General features: G+C 36.5%; 18 protein-coding genes. 8 read left to right on the top strand and 10 right to left on the bottom strand.

All coding sequences use genetic code 11. The features are described from left to right. Positions 1–212 precede the first annotated feature (212 nt). Both fdhF and KW850_RS16450 read right to left on the bottom strand, forming a co-directional pair. Complete coding sequence (gene fdhF / locus KW850_RS33385) at positions 213–2279, bottom strand: formate dehydrogenase subunit alpha (protein WP_374226339.1); 2067 nt, start codon at positions 2277–2279, stop codon at positions 213–215. Positions 2280–2417: 138 nt separating this feature from the next. Beyond that, the gene (locus KW850_RS16450) at positions 2418–4574 is read right to left on the bottom strand and encodes a PAS domain S-box protein (RefSeq protein WP_218348665.1); all 2157 of its coding nucleotides are present in this window, start codon (positions 4572–4574) and stop codon (positions 2418–2420) included. Positions 4575–4867: 293 nt separating this feature from the next. Here KW850_RS16450 and yhfH point away from each other — a divergent pair, with 293 nt between their 5' ends. Continuing rightward, the gene (gene yhfH, locus KW850_RS16445; protein WP_218348664.1) at positions 4868–5002 is read left to right on the top strand and encodes a protein YhfH; all 135 of its coding nucleotides are present in this window, start codon (positions 4868–4870) and stop codon (positions 5000–5002) included. 147 nt (positions 5003–5149) lie between these two features. Next, complete coding sequence (locus tag KW850_RS16440; RefSeq protein ID WP_218348663.1) at positions 5150–5323, top strand: hypothetical protein; 174 nt, start codon at positions 5150–5152, stop codon at positions 5321–5323. 148 nt (positions 5324–5471) lie between these two features. Here KW850_RS16440 and KW850_RS16435 read toward each other — a convergent pair whose 3' ends face one another. The 5 genes from KW850_RS16435 to KW850_RS16415 all read right to left on the bottom strand — a co-directional run bounded on the left by KW850_RS16435 (position 5472) and on the right by KW850_RS16415 (position 9723). Continuing rightward, positions 5472–5690, bottom strand: a complete 219-nt coding sequence (locus tag KW850_RS16435) for a cold-inducible protein YdjO-related protein (protein ID WP_256358294.1) — start codon at positions 5688–5690, stop codon at positions 5472–5474. 249 nt (positions 5691–5939) lie between these two features. Beyond that, complete coding sequence (locus tag KW850_RS16430; RefSeq protein WP_218348662.1) at positions 5940–7874, bottom strand: endonuclease MutS2; 1935 nt, start codon at positions 7872–7874, stop codon at positions 5940–5942. A gap of 2 nt (positions 7875–7876) precedes the next feature. Next, positions 7877–8071, bottom strand: a complete 195-nt coding sequence (locus tag KW850_RS16425; protein ID WP_218348661.1) for a hypothetical protein — start codon at positions 8069–8071, stop codon at positions 7877–7879. Positions 8072–8669: 598 nt separating this feature from the next. Continuing rightward, positions 8670–9347 carry an LrgB family protein gene (locus KW850_RS16420; RefSeq protein WP_218348660.1) on the bottom strand — a complete coding sequence of 226 codons (678 nt, stop codon included), beginning with the start codon at positions 9345–9347 and terminating at the stop codon, positions 8670–8672. Beyond that, positions 9331–9723: a CidA/LrgA family protein gene (locus KW850_RS16415; protein WP_218348659.1), complete on the bottom strand. Its 393-nt coding sequence runs from the start codon at positions 9721–9723 to the stop codon at positions 9331–9333. The genes KW850_RS16420 and KW850_RS16415 overlap by 17 nt, the downstream gene beginning before the upstream one ends. Positions 9724–9885: 162 nt before the next feature. On the opposite strand from KW850_RS16415, the gene KW850_RS16410 reads away from it, so the two are divergent. Both KW850_RS16410 and KW850_RS16405 read left to right on the top strand, forming a co-directional pair. Continuing rightward, a complete protein-coding gene (locus KW850_RS16410) occupies positions 9886–10488 on the top strand; it encodes an SCO family protein (protein ID WP_218348658.1) in 603 nt (200 codons plus the stop codon). Between the two features lie 408 nt (positions 10489–10896). Continuing rightward, complete coding sequence (locus KW850_RS16405) at positions 10897–12516, top strand: ABC-F family ATP-binding cassette domain-containing protein (RefSeq protein WP_218348657.1); 1620 nt, start codon at positions 10897–10899, stop codon at positions 12514–12516. A 52-nt stretch (positions 12517–12568) separates the two neighbouring features. Here the strand turns inward: KW850_RS16405 and KW850_RS16400 are convergent, their stop codons facing one another. Further along, positions 12569–12700, bottom strand: a complete 132-nt coding sequence (locus tag KW850_RS16400) for a YuzL family protein (RefSeq protein WP_081825337.1) — start codon at positions 12698–12700, stop codon at positions 12569–12571. A gap of 100 nt (positions 12701–12800) precedes the next feature. Between KW850_RS16400 and KW850_RS16395 the strand changes: the two genes are divergently transcribed. Together KW850_RS16395 and modB are read left to right on the top strand one after the other, a co-directional pair. Continuing rightward, complete coding sequence (locus tag KW850_RS16395; protein ID WP_218348656.1) at positions 12801–13043, top strand: YkuS family protein; 243 nt, start codon at positions 12801–12803, stop codon at positions 13041–13043. Between the two features lie 185 nt (positions 13044–13228). After that, positions 13229–13885 carry a molybdate ABC transporter permease subunit gene (gene modB, locus KW850_RS16390; protein WP_218348655.1) on the top strand — a complete coding sequence of 219 codons (657 nt, stop codon included), beginning with the start codon at positions 13229–13231 and terminating at the stop codon, positions 13883–13885. Between the two features lie 39 nt (positions 13886–13924). On the opposite strand, the gene KW850_RS16385 is transcribed toward modB, so the two are convergent. Beyond that, positions 13925–15094: a D-alanyl-D-alanine carboxypeptidase family protein gene (locus KW850_RS16385; RefSeq protein WP_218348654.1), complete on the bottom strand. Its 1170-nt coding sequence runs from the start codon at positions 15092–15094 to the stop codon at positions 13925–13927. 146 nt (positions 15095–15240) lie between these two features. Next, positions 15241–17769, bottom strand: coding sequence for a bifunctional lysylphosphatidylglycerol flippase/synthetase MprF (gene mprF, locus KW850_RS16380; RefSeq protein ID WP_256358293.1), 2529 nt, complete (start codon positions 17767–17769; stop codon positions 15241–15243). A 296-nt stretch (positions 17770–18065) separates the two neighbouring features. Here mprF and KW850_RS16375 point away from each other — a divergent pair, with 296 nt between their 5' ends. Continuing rightward, positions 18066–18518 carry a cupredoxin domain-containing protein gene (locus tag KW850_RS16375; protein ID WP_218348652.1) on the top strand — a complete coding sequence of 151 codons (453 nt, stop codon included), beginning with the start codon at positions 18066–18068 and terminating at the stop codon, positions 18516–18518. A 311-nt stretch (positions 18519–18829) separates the two neighbouring features. Further along, positions 18830–21055, top strand: a complete 2226-nt coding sequence (gene pflB, locus KW850_RS16370) for a formate C-acetyltransferase (protein ID WP_218348760.1) — start codon at positions 18830–18832, stop codon at positions 21053–21055. Positions 21056–21076: the final 21 nt, after the last annotated feature.

Genomic DNA, 21076 nt, shown 5'->3' with positions numbered 1-21076 from the left:
TTTGCCTGTTCATTTCCGCTCCAGATGCTCGCTTTCTGCGGGCGGTCCGTAAGTCTCCTCGGTGCTTGGGAGTCGAGCAAGTTCCACCTTGACCCGCTTTCTCCCGCAGGAGTCTCGCGCAATCCGCTCCAATCAACATAGTGGCAAAATGTAGTGACTTTAACAAAGCTTAAATAAAAAAACGCAGAAATTAAACTGCGTTCAAAAATTGTTTATAACCGTTCTATCGCAACCGCACATGCCTTATATTCAGCGGTACCTGAAATAGGATCATACTCATTTAATGTTAACACATTGGTTGGTGTTTCACTCCAATGGAAACTCATAAAAACTAAACCAGGGACTACTTGTTCTGTAATCTTTACCTTCACCTCAAGTTTCCCTCTTCGGGAACGAACCCGAACGACTTCACCATCCATTATTCCAAGTGCAGTTGCATCGTCCGGATGGATGTCAAGGGTCTCCTCTGTTTGTTTCACCTTTACCCCAGAGGCATAATGGCGAGTCTGAGAATGAGTATTATAGGATTCATAGCGACGGCCAGTCGTGAGCGTAAATGGATAGTTTTCATCAGGTAATTCTAACGGGGCCGTATAGTCTACTGGTACAAAAGGTGATTTTTTCGTTGGTGTTTCTTGTTGATGAAATCTCTCATGCATGATAAACGTCCCTGGATGGTTCTCGTCAGGACACGGATAGTGAATACTATACTCTTTTTCAAGCCGTTCGTAGGAAATTCCGCCATACATCTCCCAGGCCAACTTTCTCACTTCATTCCAGATTTCTTCACTATTGTTATAACTCATAGGATACCCCATGAGTGTCGACAATTCACAAAGGATTTCCCAGTCCTCTTTCACATTTGGATGGGAATCTACTGCTTTTCGGGCCCTTTGTATTCTCCGATCTGTGTTTGTATAGGTACCATCCACCTCTCCCCATGAACGCGCAGGTAACACAACATCTGCCATTCTTGCCGTTTCGGTCATGAAAATGTCTTGGACAACCAACAAATCTAGTTTCTCGAACAATTTTTTCGTATGGTTCATATCCACATCAGCAAGAAGTGGATTTTCACCAATAATATAAAGGGCCTTCAGTTCACCCATATCTAAGCGATCAAACGTACGAGTTTGGGTATCTCCTGCTTGCGGGTTTAATTCGACCTTCCATTCCTTTTCATAACGGGCACGATACTCTTCATTTGCTAAACTCATCGCTCCTGCTAATTGGTTAGGAAGACAACCCATATCTCCAGCACCTTGGACATTGTTTTGGCCTCTTAATGGCATAATTCCTGATCCTGGTTTTCCTATGTTTCCAGTCAATAACGCTAGATTAGCGATATCGAAGACATTATTAACACCACAGTGATGCTCTGTTATACCAAGTGTGTATGCAATCATTGAACAACTGGATAAAGCATACTCCCTTGCCGTTTCGACAATATCCTCTGCCCGCAATCCAGTAATCGTTGCCGCATACTCAGGTGTATATGGCTCCACTTGTTTTTCTAGTTTTTCAAAGTCCACTGTAAATTGCTTAATAAATTCAACGTTAAATAAACCCTCTTTAAGAATGACTCGGATAAAAGCATTGATAAGGGCAATATCTGAACCGACATTTATTTGCAAATGACGATGTGCTACTTTAACCATATCAATCTTTCTTGGATCAATGACGATAATTTTCAGCCCCGCTTTTGCAGCCTTTTTCATTCGATTAGCAATAATCGGGTGTGCCTCTGTTGTATTCGAGCCCATTAGAAGTAATACTTCAGCACGGTCAAAATCTTCAAGTGTGTTCGTTGGGAAACCGCTTCCAAAAACAGTTGCCAGACCGGCAACGCTAGGAGCGTGTCAGGTACGGTTACAGCCATCAATATTATTACTTTTAATGACTGTCCTCATAAATTTTTGGGTAACATAATTGGATTCATTCGTGGACCGCGCACAAGCAAACATTGATATAGCGTTTGATCCCCATGATGATTTAATGTGGGATAACTTACTTGCAATGTAATGATAGGCTTCATCCCAAGTTGTTTCAACCAACTTCCCTGCTTTACGAATTAGTGGTGAGGTTAATCTATTTTTTGCATGTACATATTCGTAGGCAAATGCACCTTTTACACATGTTTGTCCTTTGTTGACTGGTGCTTCTTTGTCACCACGGATTTTCATAATTCTGTTGTCTTGAACTTCAAGAACTAAACCACATCCCGTACCACAATAACCGCAAATTGTTTTAACTAAATTTGTTTCACCCAACCTGTTCATTCCCCCTCTAAAAACATTTGTACCTCTATCATCATAATAATCTATATATTCTAAATGTAGATTCCTTTTTTAAAAAATATTTGTCTATTTTTTGACAAAAATGAGTAATAAAAAAACGAGAGAATAGTTCTCCCGTTTTCATGCAATTTTTGCCGGTAATAAAATATTAAAGGTGGTTCCTTTATTTGGTTCACTTTCGACAAATACTTTGCCATTATGGCTTTCAATGATCTTGAAACTTACCATCAATCCTAAGCCGTTCCCATTCTTTTTGGTTGTATAAAAAGGTTCCCCGAGTTTCTTTAATTTCTCTTTGGAAATTCCCACACCTGTGTCTTGAATGGAAATTTGAACATTGTTATCGTGGATGATTGTTTTAACATGGAGATCACCGCCATTAGGCATGGCTTCGATTCCATTTTTAATGAAGTTTAGAAATACTTGTTTTAAACGATTTTCATCACATTCAATTTGAATGATTTCCTGATTGCAATCAAAAGTCAAACGAACATTTTTCTTTCTTGCTTCAAATTCAAGCAGAGAGACGACGTTTTTAATAACTGGAACGACATTTTTTTCTTCTAATTCAACGGCTTTTGGTTTAGCTAATACCATAAAGTCCTCAACAATCGTATTAACGCGTTCAATTTCATCGAGAATAATACCCAAGAACTCCAATCGTTCTGGATCCTTTTCATCCAGCTGTAAGAATTCCGCATACCCCTTCATCGAAGTTAGTGGATTGCGAATTTCATGGGCAACACCAGCTGCTAATTGACCAACTGCTGCCAATTTATCTTGACGATGAAGGACTTCTTCTGTCCTTTTCCGTTCAGTAATATCATTTCGTATTGCAAGGTATTGGTATGGTTTTCCGTGATCGTTCAAAAATGGAACAATCGTGGTGTCCACCCAATAATAGGTCCCATCTTTTGCTTTATTTCTAATCTCACCTTTCCATACTCTCCCTGAACCAATTGTCTTCCATAGGTCTTTGAAAAATTCTTTTGAATGGAAACCTGAATTTAATATGTTATGGTCTTTGCCAAGAATTTCTTCCCGTTTATATTTTGAAATCTCACAGAACTTTTCATTTACACTGGTGATAATTCCTTTTGCATCGGTAAATGCAACAATCGAGGATTGATCAAGTGCAAATTTAATGTCAATATTCTCTTTAACAGTCTCTTTAAGATGACCCTCAGCTCTTTTTCTATCCGAAATATCTGAACGAATCGCAATATACTGAATTGGCTTGCCTTTTTTATTTAAAAAAGGAACAATCGTGGTATCAACCCAGTAAAACGACCCATCCTTTGCTTTATTTCGTATTTCACCGCGCCAAATCTTACCTGAATGGATCGTAGTCCATAAATCCTTGAAGAATTCCTTAGAATGATAACCAGAGTTTAAGATCCGATGATTTTGGCCAATGATCTCTTCCTTTGAATACTTGGAAATCTCCTCAAATTTATCATTAACATATATGATTATTCCTTGGGGATCTGTAATCGCAACAATAGTCGAAGCATCAAGCGCTGCTTTGATGTCCTTTAAGTTCGTATCAGTTGTCGCTAATTGTTTACTAATTAATGTACTTGATACAAGTAGCCCGCCAATAATTAAAATAGACAAGAATAATACCAAATAAATAAAGAAAGGACTATCTGCACTTCCCCCATTAATCCTTTCGCTTGCTGTTGTAATTAACGCTCGCTTTAGAAGAAAATGCCCTTCAATGATCGCTAACGACATAATGACCGCACTAATTGGTTTTAACCAGACCTGGTTCCCTTGGGTATAGCCATTCGAAGAAAAAAGAATCCATAAAGAGAATAAAAAAGAAGCAAAGATTAATAGACCTGAAAAAAGGAGCAAAAAAACTTGGTACGTTATCGTTACATTCATGGCATATAAACCGATTAAATGGATTGCAAATACGGCAAGAGTAAGAAATAAACTAGCCGAAATTAAATGATAAAACTTTATCTGTTTTCCAAATAATGATAAGAAAGCCATTCCAGTAAATGCAATCCCGATGATAATGGAAAGAATCGTTAGTGGAATGTGATAACTGGCAAACCTGTTAATATCTGCGGAAATGAGCCCAATAAAATTCATGATCCAAATCCCAATACCAATGGAAAATGTACCACCCAGAAACAGAAGCCTGTTATTTTTTTCAGTAGACTTTACTAAAGTAAACATATCTAATGCGGTGTATGATGCCATGATCGTTAAACCTATGGCAATTATTATGAATAGAGGATGAAAAGTCTCTATTATTGCATTCATTTGCCTGCATCCCCCAAATCTATTGCTTTTCTACTATGATTGTAATGGAATGCGAATTGTTATGGAAGTCTAAAATTTTCATCTAGCCTCAATTTCCCTTTATTTTAACCTATTTCTCACCTTTCAAGGAAATAGAAAAACGGACAATTAATATTTCTTGTGATAAAAGACCTATTTTGCGGAAAAGGCAGAATTTTTTAAAAAAAGTCTACACATTTTTATTTATTTCAGCTATACTGTACTATAACAAGAGGGATATTAATAAACTGTATTAATAAAGGAGGAGTTTTATTATGTTAATGAGTCCAGTTGAGTTTTTCCGTACTTTACCAAAAAAACAATGTTCAGAGTGTGGTCAGCACATGGAGGAACAAGCAGAAAGTTATTTTATGGAATGTGACAAATGTTTAGCTAAAAAAGAAGAATAGCTCTAAAAAACTCTCCAATAACATTGGAGAGTTTTTTCGTATTTCAAGAGGAATATATGGTTATTTAATTTTTGCCTTTTAGGAGAGAATTAGGCAGGCATAATCCCTTATCTTGATGCAAATCCTTTAGATAAGGAGTTGATATGTATGGATAATAAGTCTAAATCTTGGAGTAATCAGACTAGAAACCCCATAAAAGAAACTTTTGCTAATAATACGAAAACCGTATCAGGCGAATCAGTGGATGAGCTTCGGAATCTTGAAGAAGCAAACACCTTAATCAGCGGAGATGAAATTCGCCAGCAAAATGAAAATTTATAGATGTTACAATTTTTTTGATGATATTAAATAAAAAGGCTCTGTTAAACGTGTGCCTGTTGATTTCCACTCCAGGCGATTGGCATTAACATAGCAAATAAAAAAAGACTGTCCATGATCCATGACAGTCTTTAGTCCATTATTTAAATGATTATATTTGCGGAAGTTCTCTCATTTCTTGAAGCATTTCATTGCCACACATTGGGCATAGCAGGTCTTCTGCAACGAAGTCCTTTCTCATCCACCCTATACAGGCTTCATCGATGCAAGAATAGATTTCTGTATTAACCAGAATTGTTTCAATTTCTTCTTCTTTTGCTCTTTTACCGTAAAAAATGGGAACCGCCTCCTTTTTTATTAGTATGCACAAATAAGTTGCTTTTCATTTCCATAAATCCTTAGGAGTTGAGAAAAAGAATGCACAATGAAAAAAGATATACAAAAGTTGGAACGGATATTGAAGAAGTTAAGAGGTTAAACAGCCAATCAGGCTTGAGCTATAATGAAGTCAAGAAATTACTTGCGAAAGATACCTTAATAATAAAAAGGAATAGTAAATAGCATTAAAAAAATCCACAAACTCCCTTAAAGGGAAACTTGTGGATTTTTTTAATTAGAGTTAAAAGTTACCTTCTTTATACTCAATCGATATATGTTCTTGATGACCTTTCGAAAGGAGCTTATCATTTTTACGGTTTTCCTTCGATTCAAAAATAATGTTGAAATCGTAATCATCTGGGTATAGTTCTTTTGCTGGAATATATAAATTAATTCTTTTGTGGTTAATTGTATGCTTTTGCCCTTTGATTTGCACAACGTAATTTCCAAGCGTGTCTGGACCCATATAGATAATCCCAAACTCATTTGTAGGTGTAATTTTTACATTATCCCCCTGTTGAAAGAGAGGGACTTTTACCTCCGGTTTTGGTTTGTTCCTAACGTTTTGATATTTATTAATAATCACCTGTTTTTCCAATTCCTTAAGTTTCCATGCATCTGTTACATCAGTTGTATATTTCTTTTCCTCTTTATATGTGATAGTATGAGCCCTTTCAAGAATTTTCGGATGAATCCCAAGTTTTAACGAAATTGCAAAAGCCTGGCTTTCTCCTCCTCTTCCAATCGTTAAGCGATATGTGGGACTTAAAGTGGTGAGATCGAACTCCATTGATCCATTAATAAATCCAGGATGCGTTTCGGCAAGTACTTTGATTTCACTATAATGGGTTGTAGCGAGAATGGTTGCCCCCTTTTCATACAAAGTTTCTAAAATCGCGGTAGCGAGCCCCATGCCCTCTCCAGGGTCTGTTCCAGAACCTAACTCATCTAATAAAACCAAGGTACGTTGCTGGGTTTCCTTTAAGATATCGATGATATTAACAATTCGTGAGCTAAATGTACTTAAATTTTCCGTAATACTTTGCCCATCCCCTATATCCACTAAAATTCGTTCAAAGATATTCAAATTACTTTCTGGGGCTGCAGGAATATGGAGACCGCATTGGACCATTAAGGTTAATAGGCCAGCCGTCTTAATCGTTACAGTTTTCCCGCCAGTATTTGGACCGGTAATGACCAAAGCGTGCTCGCCATTACCTAGAGTAAAGGAAAGCGGGACCGCCTTTTCTCCTAATAACGGATGTTTTGCCTCAATTAAATTCAATTGACCAGATTCATTTATACCCACTTTTGATCCATTTATTGAACGGCTATACTTGGCCTTTGCAAATAAAAAATCGTAATGAACCATGGTTTCGATCGCAAGTCGAATTTGTCGCTCCTTTTCTTCAACCAACCCTGTTAAATAGGTTAAAACCTTTTGAACTTCCACTTCTTCATCAGCGAATAACCAATTTAATTGATCTTGATAAGTTGCAATTTCTTCAGGTTCCATAAAAAGTGTAGAGCCCGAAGCAGAGGTATCTAATACCACTCCTTTTATTTTGTTCCGATATTCCTTCTTAATCGGGATTACATACCTGCCATTTCTTTGACTGATCACATTCTCTTGCAAATAATTTTTATATTTATTGGAGCGAATCAACTGAAGTGTTTTTTCTTTAAGCCTTTCCTCTTGAATAGCTATTTGTTTCCTCACTTTTAATAATTCTTTACTAGCATAGTCATCAACATGACCATTTCTAATACAGCGGATAATCTCACTCGCAAGCTCCGGCAATTCTTCAATTCCATCGACGTAGGAAGAAACTCTTGGTGCATAATAAACTTTATCCTTCATATATCTGCGCATCTTTCCGCAGCAATCCAAAAAATCATAAAGCTTAGCCAGTTGGTCAGCCCTTAGTGCAACTCCTTTATTCATGTTATTCAACAAAGCATCCATCCCATCCAAGCCATGCACAGGAACACTAGCACTTTTTTGTAAAATTTCTACTGCCTCAGATACCTCATCAAGCCAGGCTGCTATTTGCTTCAAGTTTGTTGATGGTGTTAGGTACTCAATTTTTTCCTTACCTTCTTTTGTTAAGGCAAAATTTGCAATAATGTCTTTGATTTGTTGAAATTCTAAAATATTGAGAGTATGTTGATTCACTTTTAATAACCTCCTAAAAATAAGGCTCTGTTAAACTTGCCTGTTGATTTCCGCTCCAGGCGCTTCGCTTTCCGCGGGCGGTCCCGTCGCTGCGCTCCTGCGGGGTCTCCCCTGCCCCGTCCTCCCGCAGGAGTCTTCGCGCCTTCCGCTCCAATCAACAGGGTGCCAATATCAACAATAAGCTTTAACATAGCCAAAAATAAAAATAGCCGCAATGAACAATGTCATTGCGGCTAAATGAAAAAAGTATTTCAATCATCTTCATACAAAATATTTACCCAAAATAAAAACTGTCTACACGGATGTACACAGCAACATTGGTAAAAATGTATGCTTATGATGCCCATTGTTCTTAACTCCATTCCCATACATACTTAAATAAGCCTTCTATCAATAAAAAATTGAAAAAAGGATTTAGGAATGAACATATCCAATTGATTGGATTAGTTAAGAACGACACCTAACATAAAACATACTCCTTTAAAAAACGTAGTTTTTTAAGAAAAATTTAATTCTTTTAAAGAATATAACAAATGGAAACACTTGTCAATTTACTTTGTGCCTCATATTGTAAGTTATGCATATAAAGCTTGATTTGTTCTATTATATTGGCTCTGTTAAACCTGCCTGTTGATTTCCGCTCCAGGCGCTTCGCTTTCCGCGGGCGGCCCGGCGAGCCTCCTCATCGCTGCGCTCCTGCGGGGTCTCCCCTGCCCCGTCCTCCCGCAGGAGTCTTCGCACCTGGAACGTAGATCAACAGGGTGCCAAAATCAACAATAAGCTTTAACATAGCCATTATATTAAGAATGGAAGGATATAGGGAATGATGAACGATATTAATAGTGCAGCGATTCCCATAGCAGCACCAGCAACAGCTCCCTGTATTTCCCCCTCCTTGACGGCCTCAGCTGTCCCAATACCATGCGCAATCGTTCCAATCGATAAACCACGTGCAAATGGGTGATCAATTTTAAAAAAATTCAACAGCTTGGGCCCAAACATAGCGCCAATCATTCCAGTAATGATTACAAAAGCAGCAATAAGTGATACATTAGCCTTTATTATTTTCCCGATTTCTGTCGCAACTGGAACGGTTACTGACTTAATCGTTAAAGGCAAAAGGAACATTTTCGAGAGATAAAAGCATTTAGCAATAACAATGGCGGATAGAATGGTTGTAAATGTTCCAATTAATAATCCTACGCAAGCAGCAACTAAATACTTTGCAAATAAGTTTCGATTCTTATAGATTGGGACTGCTAGGGCAACAGTTGCTGGTCCGAGCAGATAAGTCATAATCTTTTTAGCAGGTATATAATCATGATAAGAAATATGTGATCCCACTAACAGGATAATAATAATAATCGTACTAAAAAACACAGGACTGGTAAGTGGCGAGGAATATCTATGGCCAAATTTTCGTGTAAAAATATAAACAGCTAGGGTTAAAAAAATACTATACACTGTGATCATGATAATTCACTTTTACCTTTTCTTTTTTCATAATTACAGTTTGTGTTGCCTTCCCAGCTGCTAAGAGACCAATAAATGCACTGATGACAAGAACAAATAAGATTAGAATTCCCTTATTTAAAAAGATAGGACCTAATGTCATTAAGCCAACTGCTATCGGTATGAAAAAAAAGCTTAAATGTTTTAATAACCATGTAGCTGCCAAGTCTATTTGCTCCACTTTGATGACACGAGTCCAAAGTAAAATTAACAGAAGAATAATACCAATTACATTTCCTGGTACCTGCAAATGAAAAAAAACTGTAATCTGACTACCAATTTGATAAATGACAATTAATAGCGCAAGTTGAAAAGAAAACATCAGCACTTTTTTCACCCCAATACCTCCTATCTCATTAAAATTTAAATATTCCAAAAATACAATCAATAATATTACAGTATAAAGGAACTGCATTTTAAATGCACGAAGTTTTGTTCACAAATTATCCATATCTTTTTTGGGATAACTTCTTTATCTTAATTGTAGGGGGGATTACATATGAAAAAGATTTATTTAATTTGTGGTCTTGCTGTGTTCATTGGAATAGCAGCAGGAATTTCTTTCTTTCTCATACGAGATGCAAATGCTAAAATACCTGCAGAAGTTACCTTGATTAATCAAAATGGTGATTCCTATAATTTTGGAAAAGATAAAACCAAACTAAAACTTGTTGAATTTATCTACACGCATTGTCCTGATATTTGTCCAACCACTACCCAAAAGATGATTGACTTGAAAAATGATTTTGAGAAGGCTGGTGTTTTTGGGAAGGATATTGAATTTCTGACGATTACCATCGATCCTTATCGAGACACGCCGGAGATCTTAACCAGTTACATGAAGGGCTTTCAAATTGAAAATAATAAGGACTGGTTATTCTTAACAGGAGATAAACAAAACATTAAAAGAGACCGTGCAGAGATTAAAAAAGTTACGGATGCGATGCAATTTCAGTTTAAAGATCCTGGCAATGGACAATTCATTCATTCCACCTTTACCTTTTTGATTGATGGTAACAATAAATTTATTGCCAAGTTTCCGATGGGAGAAGACTTCGACAAACAAGAAGTTTATGACAAAGTTATGGATAAATTGAAGTAATGCGAAAAGAGCTCAATCAAAAAAAAGAGATTAGTCCGTATGGATTAATCGCTTTTTATTTCCGGGTTCTGTACCCTGCCTGTGTATTAGTTCACAGAAGAAGGGTAATTTTTTATTTTCTGCAGTGACAAGAGGTAATTGGATTTTGGTTTGGTTAAACTCGCTTTTATACCAGCCTTTTTTAACTTGTTAACAAGTTCAGTTAGTTGATTTTTTGTCATCCATCTCACACCTTCTTTTACTTGCTTCTTACCCAATTCTACAACAAAAATATGAATAAAGTGTGAATTAGAATAAATTTTTTTAGAAAATTTTTCTTATAAACTTTTTCTTGACGAAAACAATTCGCTCTTCTTCTGTTTTAATGGTATAATCAGTAGATATTTTGTGTTGGAGGATGTTTTAAATATGATTACTGTAAGTAACGTAGGTTTAAGATATGGAGACCGAAAATTATTTGAAGATGTAAACATTAAATTTACACCTGGGAACTGCTACGGACTAATCGGTGCAAATGGTGCCGGAAAATCAACCTTTTTAAAAATTCTATCTGGTGAAATTGAAGCACAATCTGGAACTGTTCAACTTGGTCCTAACGAACGGATGGCTGTATTAAAACAAAACCATTTTGAATATGAAGAGTATGAAGTATTAAAGACTGTTATTATGGGTCATTCGCGTCTTTATGAAGTCATGCAAGAAAAAGACGCAATCTATATGAAGGAAAACTTTACAGATGAAGATGGCATGAAGGCTGCTGAACTTGAAGGCGAATTCGCTGAATTAAACGGCTGGGAAGCAGAACCAGAAGCTGCCATTCTATTAAAAGGCCTTGGTATTGGCGAAGACCTTCATTATAAAACAATGGCGGAATTGACTGGCTCCGAAAAAGTGAAAGTGTTGCTTGCACAGGCTTTATTCGGCAGACCAGACGTTTTACTACTGGATGAGCCAACTAACCACTTAGACATCAAAGCCATTCAATGGCTAGAAGATTTCTTAATAAACTTTGAAAATACGGTTATTGTTGTTTCCCATGATCGTCATTTTTTAAATAAAGTTTGTACACATATAGCCGATCTTGACTTTGGTAAAATTCAAATCTATGTGGGTAACTACGATTTTTGGTATGAATCAAGCCAGTTAGCTACAAGATTAACTTCGGACGCTAACAAAAAGAAAGAAGAAAAGATCAAGGAACTTCAAGCCTTTATTGCACGCTTTAGTGCCAATGCTTCGAAATCAAAGCAGGCAACATCTCGGAAGAAGTTACTAGATAAAATTACTCTTGATGATATCAGACCTTCTTCTCGTCGCTATCCATTTGTTGGGTTTACACCAGATCGTGAAATTGGGAATGATTTGTTACGAGTCGAAGGATTAACAAAAACTATTGACGGTGTAAAAGTCCTTGATAACATTAACTTTATCGTCAATAAAGGGGATAAAATTGCCCTTGTAGGAACAAACGAGGCTGCAAAGACTGTGTTGTTTAAAATTCTAATGGGTGAAATGGAAGCAGATAGCGGTACCTATAAATGGGGAATTACCACTTCACAAGCTTATTTCCCTAAGGATAACTCCGAGTACTTTGAGAACAGCGACTTAAATCTAGTTGATTGGCTTCGTCAGTTCTCACCTAAAGATGACAGTGAAAGCTTCTTACGTGGATTTTTAGGGAGAATGCTTTTCTCGGGTGAAGAAGTTCTTAAAAAAGCAAGTGTCCTTTCAGGGGGCGAAAAAGTCCGCTGCATGCTTTCGAAAATGATGTTAAATGGCGCGAATGTTCTCCTTTTAGATGAACCGACGAACCATTTAGACTTAGAATCAATAACCGCCCTTAATAACGGATTAATCAATTTTAAAGGTTCATTGCTTTTCGCTTCCCATGACCATCAGTTTATTCAAACGATTGCCAATCGAATTTTTGAATTAACTCCAAATGGTTTAGTGGATAAGCAAATGAGCTATGATGAATACCTTGAAAATGATGAAATACAGAAGCAAGTGGCTGAAATGTATAAATAGTTAATCGGACTAAATGGGCACCACGTTACAGAAGACGTGGTGCCCATTTTCCTTAACTTCTCTTCTGTTTTCTTCTTGATGACGGTTCAGTTCTTGAACCTGTTTCGGTTGTCGTTGTTCCCTGTCCTTCCACTTGCGGGGAAGTCAGCCCAATTGTCGATGGATCTTTTTTACGTTTTCCCATTTTGTACACCTCCCCTATTAGCTTTTGGAGGATTATCGGTACTTATTCCGAATAATTCAGATAAAGTTAGACAAAATAATCAAGAGGAGGAGGTGTTTGTATGGCAAAAATTGGTGTAGAACAATCTCTTGCACAAGTTCAACAAGCATTACGTGAAAAGGGGCATGATGTCATTGAATTAAAGCAAGAGTCGGACGCCCAGAATTGTGATTGTTGTGTTGTTACAGGACTAGATTCCAACGTAATGGGTATGCAGGATACTAATACAAAGGGTTCTGTTATTGATGCAAGCGGACTGTCAGCTGACGAAGTATGTCAACAAGTTGAAAGCAGACTTCAATAATGAATTGATTCCTCAAAGACTAAAGGATACACTTTAGTCTTTTTTTGATTTAATCTTTTTTGATTAATTCTTTTTGCTATAATGATTATGAAATAGATGTTTTAGAAAGAGGTTTCCCTAGTTTATGAATATATACATAGCCCTTTTGCCAGAGATGGTTTTGAAGTATAGGATTGATCCTTGTTATGCAAAGTGATTTTTGGTCTCCGATTTTATTGTCGCTAAAAGTAGCCTCGATATCTGTTATCTTAGTCTTTGTTGCAGGGATATTATTTGCAAGATTGCTTTCAAAAGGACAGATTAAGGGTAAAATGCTTATTGAAATCTTTCTTTTACTTCCGATCGTATTGCCTCCAACCGTTATTGGATTTTTACTTATATTTATTTTTGGAGGCAATAGTCCTGTTGGTTTATTCATTAATCACCTGTTTTCAAGTTCGATAATGTTTACCCCTATGGCAGCAGTAATTGCCTCAAGCATTGTTGCTTTCCCATTAATGTATCAAACGGTCAAAATTGGTTTCCAATCTGTCGATAACGGAATTGAGGAAGCAGCAAGAGTGGATGGTGCAAACGAATGGAGTGTATTTTTCCTTGTTACTCTGCCATTATCTTCAAGGTCCATTATTACTGGTCTAATTCTTAGTTTTACTAGAGCACTAGGTGAATTTGGTGCCACTTTCATGTTTGCTGGTAACATCCCTGGAAAAACGCAAACTGCCCCCACTGCCATTTACATTGCAATGGAATCTGGAAATATGAATTTAGCTTGGTTGTTGGTCTTAGCCATGATTTTTCTTTCTGCATTATTGCTGTTTGCAACAAATTTAACACAAAAATAAGCCATGATAAGTGCCTGCTTATCATGGCTTATTTTGTGTTTAAAATTTTCTAATGAATTTCTTTCTTACACCAACAATAATCCCGGCTAAAGCAATAAAAATGACCCCATATATGGCGTTTACATGAGTTAAATTCTTATCTTTTTCTCCCTTTTTAACAGCTGATTCACTTTTGACAAATACTTTCTCAGGTGCAGGTTCCTTGTATTTAAGTGGAACTAACTGGAGAACTTGTCCATTACTAATATTTTTAATCAATAGTATTCCCTCATTATTTAACACTCTCGTACTCCCTTTTACCGATTCTGTAATTAGAGTATTCGTTGCAGGGAAGTATTCCTTATTGGCTAATTTGAAAATTTGTCCTTGCATTAAGGTTCCATGTTGAAAGTTTTTAAACCCGTAATCAAACAATCGAGCTGTATCATCATACTTATCTCTTTGTTGGACAGAGTTTAAAACAACTGCAGTTAGCCTTATTTTCGAATTGGCAGCCGTAGTAGAAAGCGTTTGTTTCGCTTCACTGGTATACCCCGTTTTACCTCCTGTTACTCCCGGGTATGCCAACTCCCCTTTTAGCATGCGGTGGTGGGTTAGGATGGTCGTTTTCCATGATTTCCCCTTCCACTTAAGCACTTTTGTCCCAAAGATTTCAGCGAAGACAGGATTCTTGATTGCATAATTAGTTATGAGCCCCATATCCATTGCAGTTGTAAAATGATTCTTATCAAACAAACCATTGGGATTAATAAAATGGGTATGATGAACACCAATCGTTGATTTTAAATAGGCATTCAAATTGACCGAAAACTGTTCGACGCTCCCGTCAATGTGTTCTGCAATGGCTACAGCTGCGTCATTACCTGAATTAACAAGCATTCCTTGAATCAATTGCTTTAAAGGAACTTTTTCTCCTTCATCCAAATAAACCCTTGTGCCATCTTGTCTTACCGCATTGGCACTAACCGTAACCATACTATTAAGATTGCCATTTTCTATTGCATATATCGCAGTAGCTATTTTGGTTAAACTGGCAGGGTACATTTTTTTATCTGCATTTTTTGCATAAAGAACTGCACCTGTATCAGAATCTAAAAGAACAGCACCTTTACTTTTTAAGTCTAGTTGTCCATTTTTAGCAGCAAAGGTAGTTAAATGGTTTGAAGAAAGCAGTAGGAAAACGATGATAACGGATACAAATTTTTTCATTATATAACACCCAACTTTTACATTATTTCCTATTTCATATTAACAGATTATATAGCAAAATAATAGTTTCAATTGGAAGTTATCTATTATCTAGTGACTTTATGGAATAAAAAAACCGGCAGATATCTCACCAGCCGGTTTTAGGTCTAGTTTCTTTTTTTCGAGATGAGTAAAGTAATTTGCGCCATAATTAATGGTAATGAAGATTTCCTTCGATAAGCCAAGTATCTAGGTTCCCATATATTTGTATACTTTTCTTTGAATTTTCGCAAACCCTGGAAGTGGTAAAAAAAATGGCCATGAAGGAATATTTGTGCTGCAATTTTTTCGCTTAAAAAAGAGAATCTTGACAGTCCCACATTAGCCAATGGGGCCATTCCCATATTGAAACGATTATACCCATGTTCTTTGGCCCAATCAAATAAACAAAGGAAAAGATAATCCACTGTACCTGATGATACTTCTGGTCTAAATCTTATTAAATCCACAGAAATAGTTTGAAAGTCATCATCCACATGCATGATATTCATAAAGCCAAGTATCTGGTTATTTTCATCTTTAACGATTGCAATGGGTGCTTTATTTAAATAATCTTCCGAAAAGAAACCTAATGAAAAACCTTTCTCTTCTCTCCCTTGAAGCCATTCATTTGATATATCTCTTAATTCTTCCAAGAGCTCACTGGAATGAGGCGGGCTGACTACCTCATAAGAATAGTTTTCACGGACAAATTTATTTCTTAATGCTCGTAACCCTTTCATTTTATTCCCTGATAAGGAGAATTTTTCTAAATCCACAAACGCTTCTTCGCCTAATTTAAAAAAAGCAAAGCCATGTCCATGGAGATATGGAAGCATATTATCACTTACTTGATAAAAAATAGGTGTATAGCCATGTAAATCGGCTATTTCCTGAAATTCCTCTACTGCATTTGATAATTCCTCCTTTTCCCCAATGGGATCTCCTAGGATCACTAACTTGTCCGCATATTTTTGAAAAGAAATTAAAACATTTCTTTTGCTGTTCCAGAAGATGTATTTGTCATGTAAAAATATTAAGTGTGATAACGCCTTACCTGAATACTTAGATAAATGTACGATAATTTCTTTCTCTCGGTTAACGGATCGCTCTAAAATCCAATTCTTTGGTAAACTGATTAAATAACCAAACAAGAGAATGAATAAAGCGATAACAAGCCCAATTGCTGCACTAGTAAATAAATCGCGATAATCAACAATTACATACGGCAAAAGTTTTTGTGGTATTTCTATTTTAGAAATTGGCAAGTTCAAATAACCAATCACGAGATACATTGATGTAATTAAAAGAATAATCGTAATATCAAAGATTGTTTTTCCCCAGGTCAGCACATAACTCTCTCGATAAAATTGACCTTTTGACATCCTTAGCAACAAGGCGACGATAATTAAAAAAATCGCTTCTTCATAATCAATCCCCTTAAAAATAGAGAAGAGCGCGGCCAGAATTAGGGCGAACATCGATAACTCATAAGCCCTCTTCACGCTATATTCGATTCCTCGCGATAATCCTAATAATAAAAATCCAGTTGCCACCGATAATTGGTGCGATACGTTAATGATTGGAAATGATAAAAGTTCTTGCGCTACCTTCAACCGGGACATAATTCCTGGCACACTAGCAGATAAAAGTAGGATTAATCCAGATAGAAAAACAAGCATTGTTAACATTACATGACTTAATCCTTGAAGAACGGCTTTAGGAAGATCATTCCAAGTTTGGTTCCATTTTTCCCAATAAAGTTTAACAAAGAAAACTAAGCTTATTAAAAACGGAACAAAGTAGTAGCCAATCCGATAAAAAAGTAATAGAACAAGGACTTTCTCTTCCGGAATAAATAAATCTTGCATCCCCCAAATAAACACTAAATCAAAGGAACCTAAACCGCCAGGTATCATACTAATGATACCGGCACACGCAGCTACTATATAAACAGGAAAAAGCGTTTCTGCAGAAATAGAAATTCCTAAAATCCTGCATAAAATCAAAATCGCCAAAAATACTGCCAACCATTCGATTATCGATACTAAAATTAGCTTCAAAGTACTTTCGGTACTTACGAGTGATCGACTGCCTTTTTTTGAATTAAACATATGTATGATTAAAAAGAGTGGTAAATATAAACCAACACCTACCACTGCAAAATAGAGCCATTTTGTATCAACAAACAAAGGAAAGCTACGGTAATGGATTGTAACAATCCATGAAAGCACTGAAATACCTGTTAAGTAGAATAACGAAACAGAAGCAATTACTCCAAGAAGCTTTCGTTTGTCCTGTTCATATTTATGGAAGAAATACGTTCTTAACATCGCACCGATTATTCCACCAAAGCCAATTAGGTTTGAAAACGAATTAGCAATAAATGATTGTTCCAATAAATCTTTAGTTGGGACCTTCAATTTTAAGATCCGCACTAATATCACATCATAAAACAACATCGGTAAAACAGCGATAAAGGTAATGCTTAAAATAATGAGAAGAAGCCAAATATTAAGATGGCTCAACTCTTCCTTAAGTAAGTGCATATTTAAGTTTTGCGTAAATTTTTTCATTTCGATAATAGCAAAGATTAATAGGAACAACGGGAAAACAAATTTTACAGTCTTTAATACACTTTCTTTTTTAATCCCCAACAAGCTAACCACCTAATTATTTGCTGATTCCTTAAGATACATCTAACTTCCTAAATCCTTAGATGTACTTCCTGTTTTTACTATAAACTTTTCTATAAGAAAAACAAAGAAAAATATCATCACTTTGCATGGTGTTACAAATCATTGTAGACATTTTTTTTAATGTTCAACCATTATGGAATGATTAAGCTTCAAGCGATTTTATTAAAATTGATTAAAATGCAGAAAAAATAGACAAGTTTACTCACCCAATCAGCATAAGAATAAAGTAGGACAATTTTATGAGGGGGTAGCAAATGAAATTTTTAGTCTTTAAAAAGGAAACGCTCCTATTTTTTGTTGCTATAGGGGTTGTACTTTTTTCCCTGTCAGCATGGTTCATGTTGAAAGCTGGGGATATAACTGTCTTTAATCAGCAGGTAACTGGCGATATTCGCGAAATTCACATGGTTACTGCTGAATTTAGTACGAAAATGAAAAATGGAAAAGAAATAGAGGCTTACCGCTGGGATCCCGGTACAGTCTTAGTAGAAAAAGGCGAAAAAGTTAGATTATTTATCAGCGGGATTAACGGTGAAAAGCATCCTTTTTATATAGAAGGAACGAAAATTAAAGGGATTGTAAAAAAAGGGCAAGAAACGGTTGTGCCACTCCAGTTTAATAAAAAGGGAACATATCGATTAATTTGCGAAGTGCATTCTGATCGAACAACCAACGGCCCAATGATCGCTTATATTGTTGTTAATTAATGCAGGAGACTTTTCTCCTGTTTTTTTATTTGAAAAGTTTTTAAGGGATTAGACATTCTTGTTTTTCTTATATAACAGTTTTTATTTTTCACCATTTAATTATAGTACAGACTTCAAATTTGTTCACTTTTCTGTCATAAATCAAGTTTAAGAAATCCCTTTATAAATACCTTTATTTCAACCGTCACAATATCTTAACAATTAGTTACTAATATGCGTGCCTTTTTTCACAATGAATCTGTTATACTCAACTCATAAACGAAACACCAAAACTGTTATATAGTTTAAAAAAAAATATGAGGTGAAATATGATGGAACAATGGAATGGATTTACAAAAGGTGCATGGTCTAAAGAAGTTAACGTTCGCGATTTTATCCTTAAAAACTATACTCCTTTTGAAGAGGATGAATCCTTTTTAGCAGGCCCGACAGATGCGACTACTAAACTATGGGAACAGGTAATGGAATTAACCAAACAAGAGCGTGAAAAGGGCGGCGTGTTGGATATGGACACAGAAACCGTATCTACAATCACTTCACATGGCCCCGGATACCTTAATGAAGAACTTGAAAAAATTGTTGGGGTACAAACCGATAAACCATTTAATCGTTCTATGCAGCCACTTGGTGGAATTCGTATGGCGAAAGCGGCCTGTGAAGCCTACGGCTACCAATTAAACCCTGAAATTGAAAGGATTTTTACTGAGTTTCGTAAAACTCACAACCAAGGTGTTTTCGATGCCTATACAGATGAAATGATGCTCGCACGTAAAGCTGCTATTATTACCGGCCTGCCTGATGCTTATGGGCGCGGCCGAATTATTGGGGATTATCGTCGGGTTGCCCTATACGGTGTTGATTTCTTAATCCAAGAGAAGCAAAAAGATCAAAAGAATACAAGCAAGGTAATGACAGAAGATAATATGCGTCTACGCGAGGAGCTGGCTGAACAAATTCGAGCTTTAAAAGAACTGAAGGAAATGGCAAACAGCTATGGTTTTGATATTAGCCAGCCAGCAAAAAATGCTGCTGAAGCATTCCAATTTGTGTACTTTGGCTACTTAGCTGCGATTAAGGAACAAAATGGGGCGGCAATGAGTCTTGGTCGTGTGTCAACATTCTTAGATATTTATGTTGAAAGAGACATACAAAACGGTACATTAACGGAAGAAGAAGTACAAGAAATCGTTGACCACTTTATTATGAAGCTGCGTCTCGTTAAATTTGCTCGCACACCAGATTATAATGAGTTATTCAGTGGTGACCCTACATGGGTAACAGAATCAATTGGCGGTATTGCAAATGATGGCCGTTCACTTGTTACGAAAAACTCTTTCCGTTTCCTTCATACATTAGATACTCTCGGTGCTGCTCCAGAACCAAACTTAACAGTATTATGGTCACCGCAGCTACCAGAGAACTTTAAAAAATATTGTGCGAAAATGTCTATCAAAACGAGCTCAATTCAATATGAAAACGACGATATTATGCGTCCAGAATATGGCGATGACTATGGAATTGCCTGCTGTGTATCAGCAATGGAAATTGGTAAACAGATGCAGTTCTTTGGAGCTCGTGCAAACCTAGCTAAAACGCTTCTTTACTCTATTAATGGCGGCGTTGATGAAAAATTAAAAATTCAAGTGGGACCACAATATCAGCCAATTACTTCTGACGTATTAAATTATGAAGAAGTGATGCAAAAATTTGATTTAATGATGGAATGGCTGGCAGGTCTATATATTAACACCTTAAATGTAATTCACTATATGCACGATAAATATAGTTATGAAAGAATTGAAATGGCATTACATGATACGAAGATACTTCGAACCATGGCAACTGGTATTGCTGGTCTATCCGTTGTTGCTGATTCACTTAGTGCGATTAAATACGGCGAAGTTAAGGTAGTCCGTGATGAAAATGGTCTGGCCGTTGATTTTGAAACAACTGGTGACTACCCTAAATACGGAAACAATGATGACCGCGTCGATGCCATTGCCGTTGAAGTTCTTAAAAACTTTATGAAAAAGCTTCGTAAACACCAAACATATCGGGACTCTGTTCACACACTTTCAATCTTAACCATAACGTCCAATGTGGTTTACGGAAAGAAAACAGGTAATACACCTGATGGACGCCGGATGGGAGAACCATTTGCACCAGGGGCAAACCCAATGCACGGACGTGACACAAAAGGAACATTAGCTTCCCTATCTTCTGTTGCAAAGCTTCCATACAGTTATGCAATGGATGGAATCTCAAATACCTTCTCCATCGTGCCTAAAGCATTAGGTAAAGAAGAGGAAAGCCAAGTACGCAACTTAGTATCCATCCTTGATGGATATGCTATCAAAGCAGGACATCACTTAAATGTTAACGTCTTTAATCGAGAAACATTAATTGATGCAATGGAGCACCCAGAGCTATATCCACAATTAACAATCCGTGTCTCTGGTTATGCCGTTAACTTTATTAAATTAACAAAAGAACAGCAATTAGACGTTATAAATCGTACATTCCACGAATCACTTTAATATTAACGGTGGCCCTCTCTT

The organism is Bacillus sp. sid0103, assembly GCF_019219025.1.
Note: the sequence above shows the minus strand (reverse complement) of the source record. Positions and strands in the feature narration are given on the sequence as shown.

Excerpts from the sequence above, each read along its gene's own strand:
- KW850_RS16450 (WP_218348665.1), bottom strand. The coding sequence starts at position 4,574 with ATGAATGCAATAATAGAGACTTTTCATCCTCTATTCATAATAATTGCC.
- yhfH (WP_218348664.1), top strand. The coding sequence starts at position 4,868 with ATGTTAATGAGTCCAGTTGAGTTTTTCCGTACTTTACCAAAAAAACAA.
- KW850_RS16440 (WP_218348663.1), top strand. The coding sequence starts at position 5,150 with ATGGATAATAAGTCTAAATCTTGGAGTAATCAGACTAGAAACCCCATA.
- KW850_RS16420 (WP_218348660.1), bottom strand. The coding sequence starts at position 9,347 with ATGATCACAGTGTATAGTATTTTTTTAACCCTAGCTGTTTATATTTTT.
- KW850_RS16410 (WP_218348658.1), top strand. The coding sequence starts at position 9,886 with ATGAAAAAGATTTATTTAATTTGTGGTCTTGCTGTGTTCATTGGAATA.
- KW850_RS16405 (WP_218348657.1), top strand. The coding sequence starts at position 10,897 with ATGATTACTGTAAGTAACGTAGGTTTAAGATATGGAGACCGAAAATTA.
- KW850_RS16400 (WP_081825337.1), bottom strand. The coding sequence starts at position 12,700 with ATGGGAAAACGTAAAAAAGATCCATCGACAATTGGGCTGACTTCCCCG.
- KW850_RS16395 (WP_218348656.1), top strand. The coding sequence starts at position 12,801 with ATGGCAAAAATTGGTGTAGAACAATCTCTTGCACAAGTTCAACAAGCA.
- modB (WP_218348655.1), top strand. The coding sequence starts at position 13,229 with ATGCAAAGTGATTTTTGGTCTCCGATTTTATTGTCGCTAAAAGTAGCC.
- KW850_RS16385 (WP_218348654.1), bottom strand. The coding sequence starts at position 15,094 with ATGAAAAAATTTGTATCCGTTATCATCGTTTTCCTACTGCTTTCTTCA.
- KW850_RS16375 (WP_218348652.1), top strand. The coding sequence starts at position 18,066 with ATGAAATTTTTAGTCTTTAAAAAGGAAACGCTCCTATTTTTTGTTGCT.
- pflB (WP_218348760.1), top strand. The coding sequence starts at position 18,830 with ATGGAACAATGGAATGGATTTACAAAAGGTGCATGGTCTAAAGAAGTT.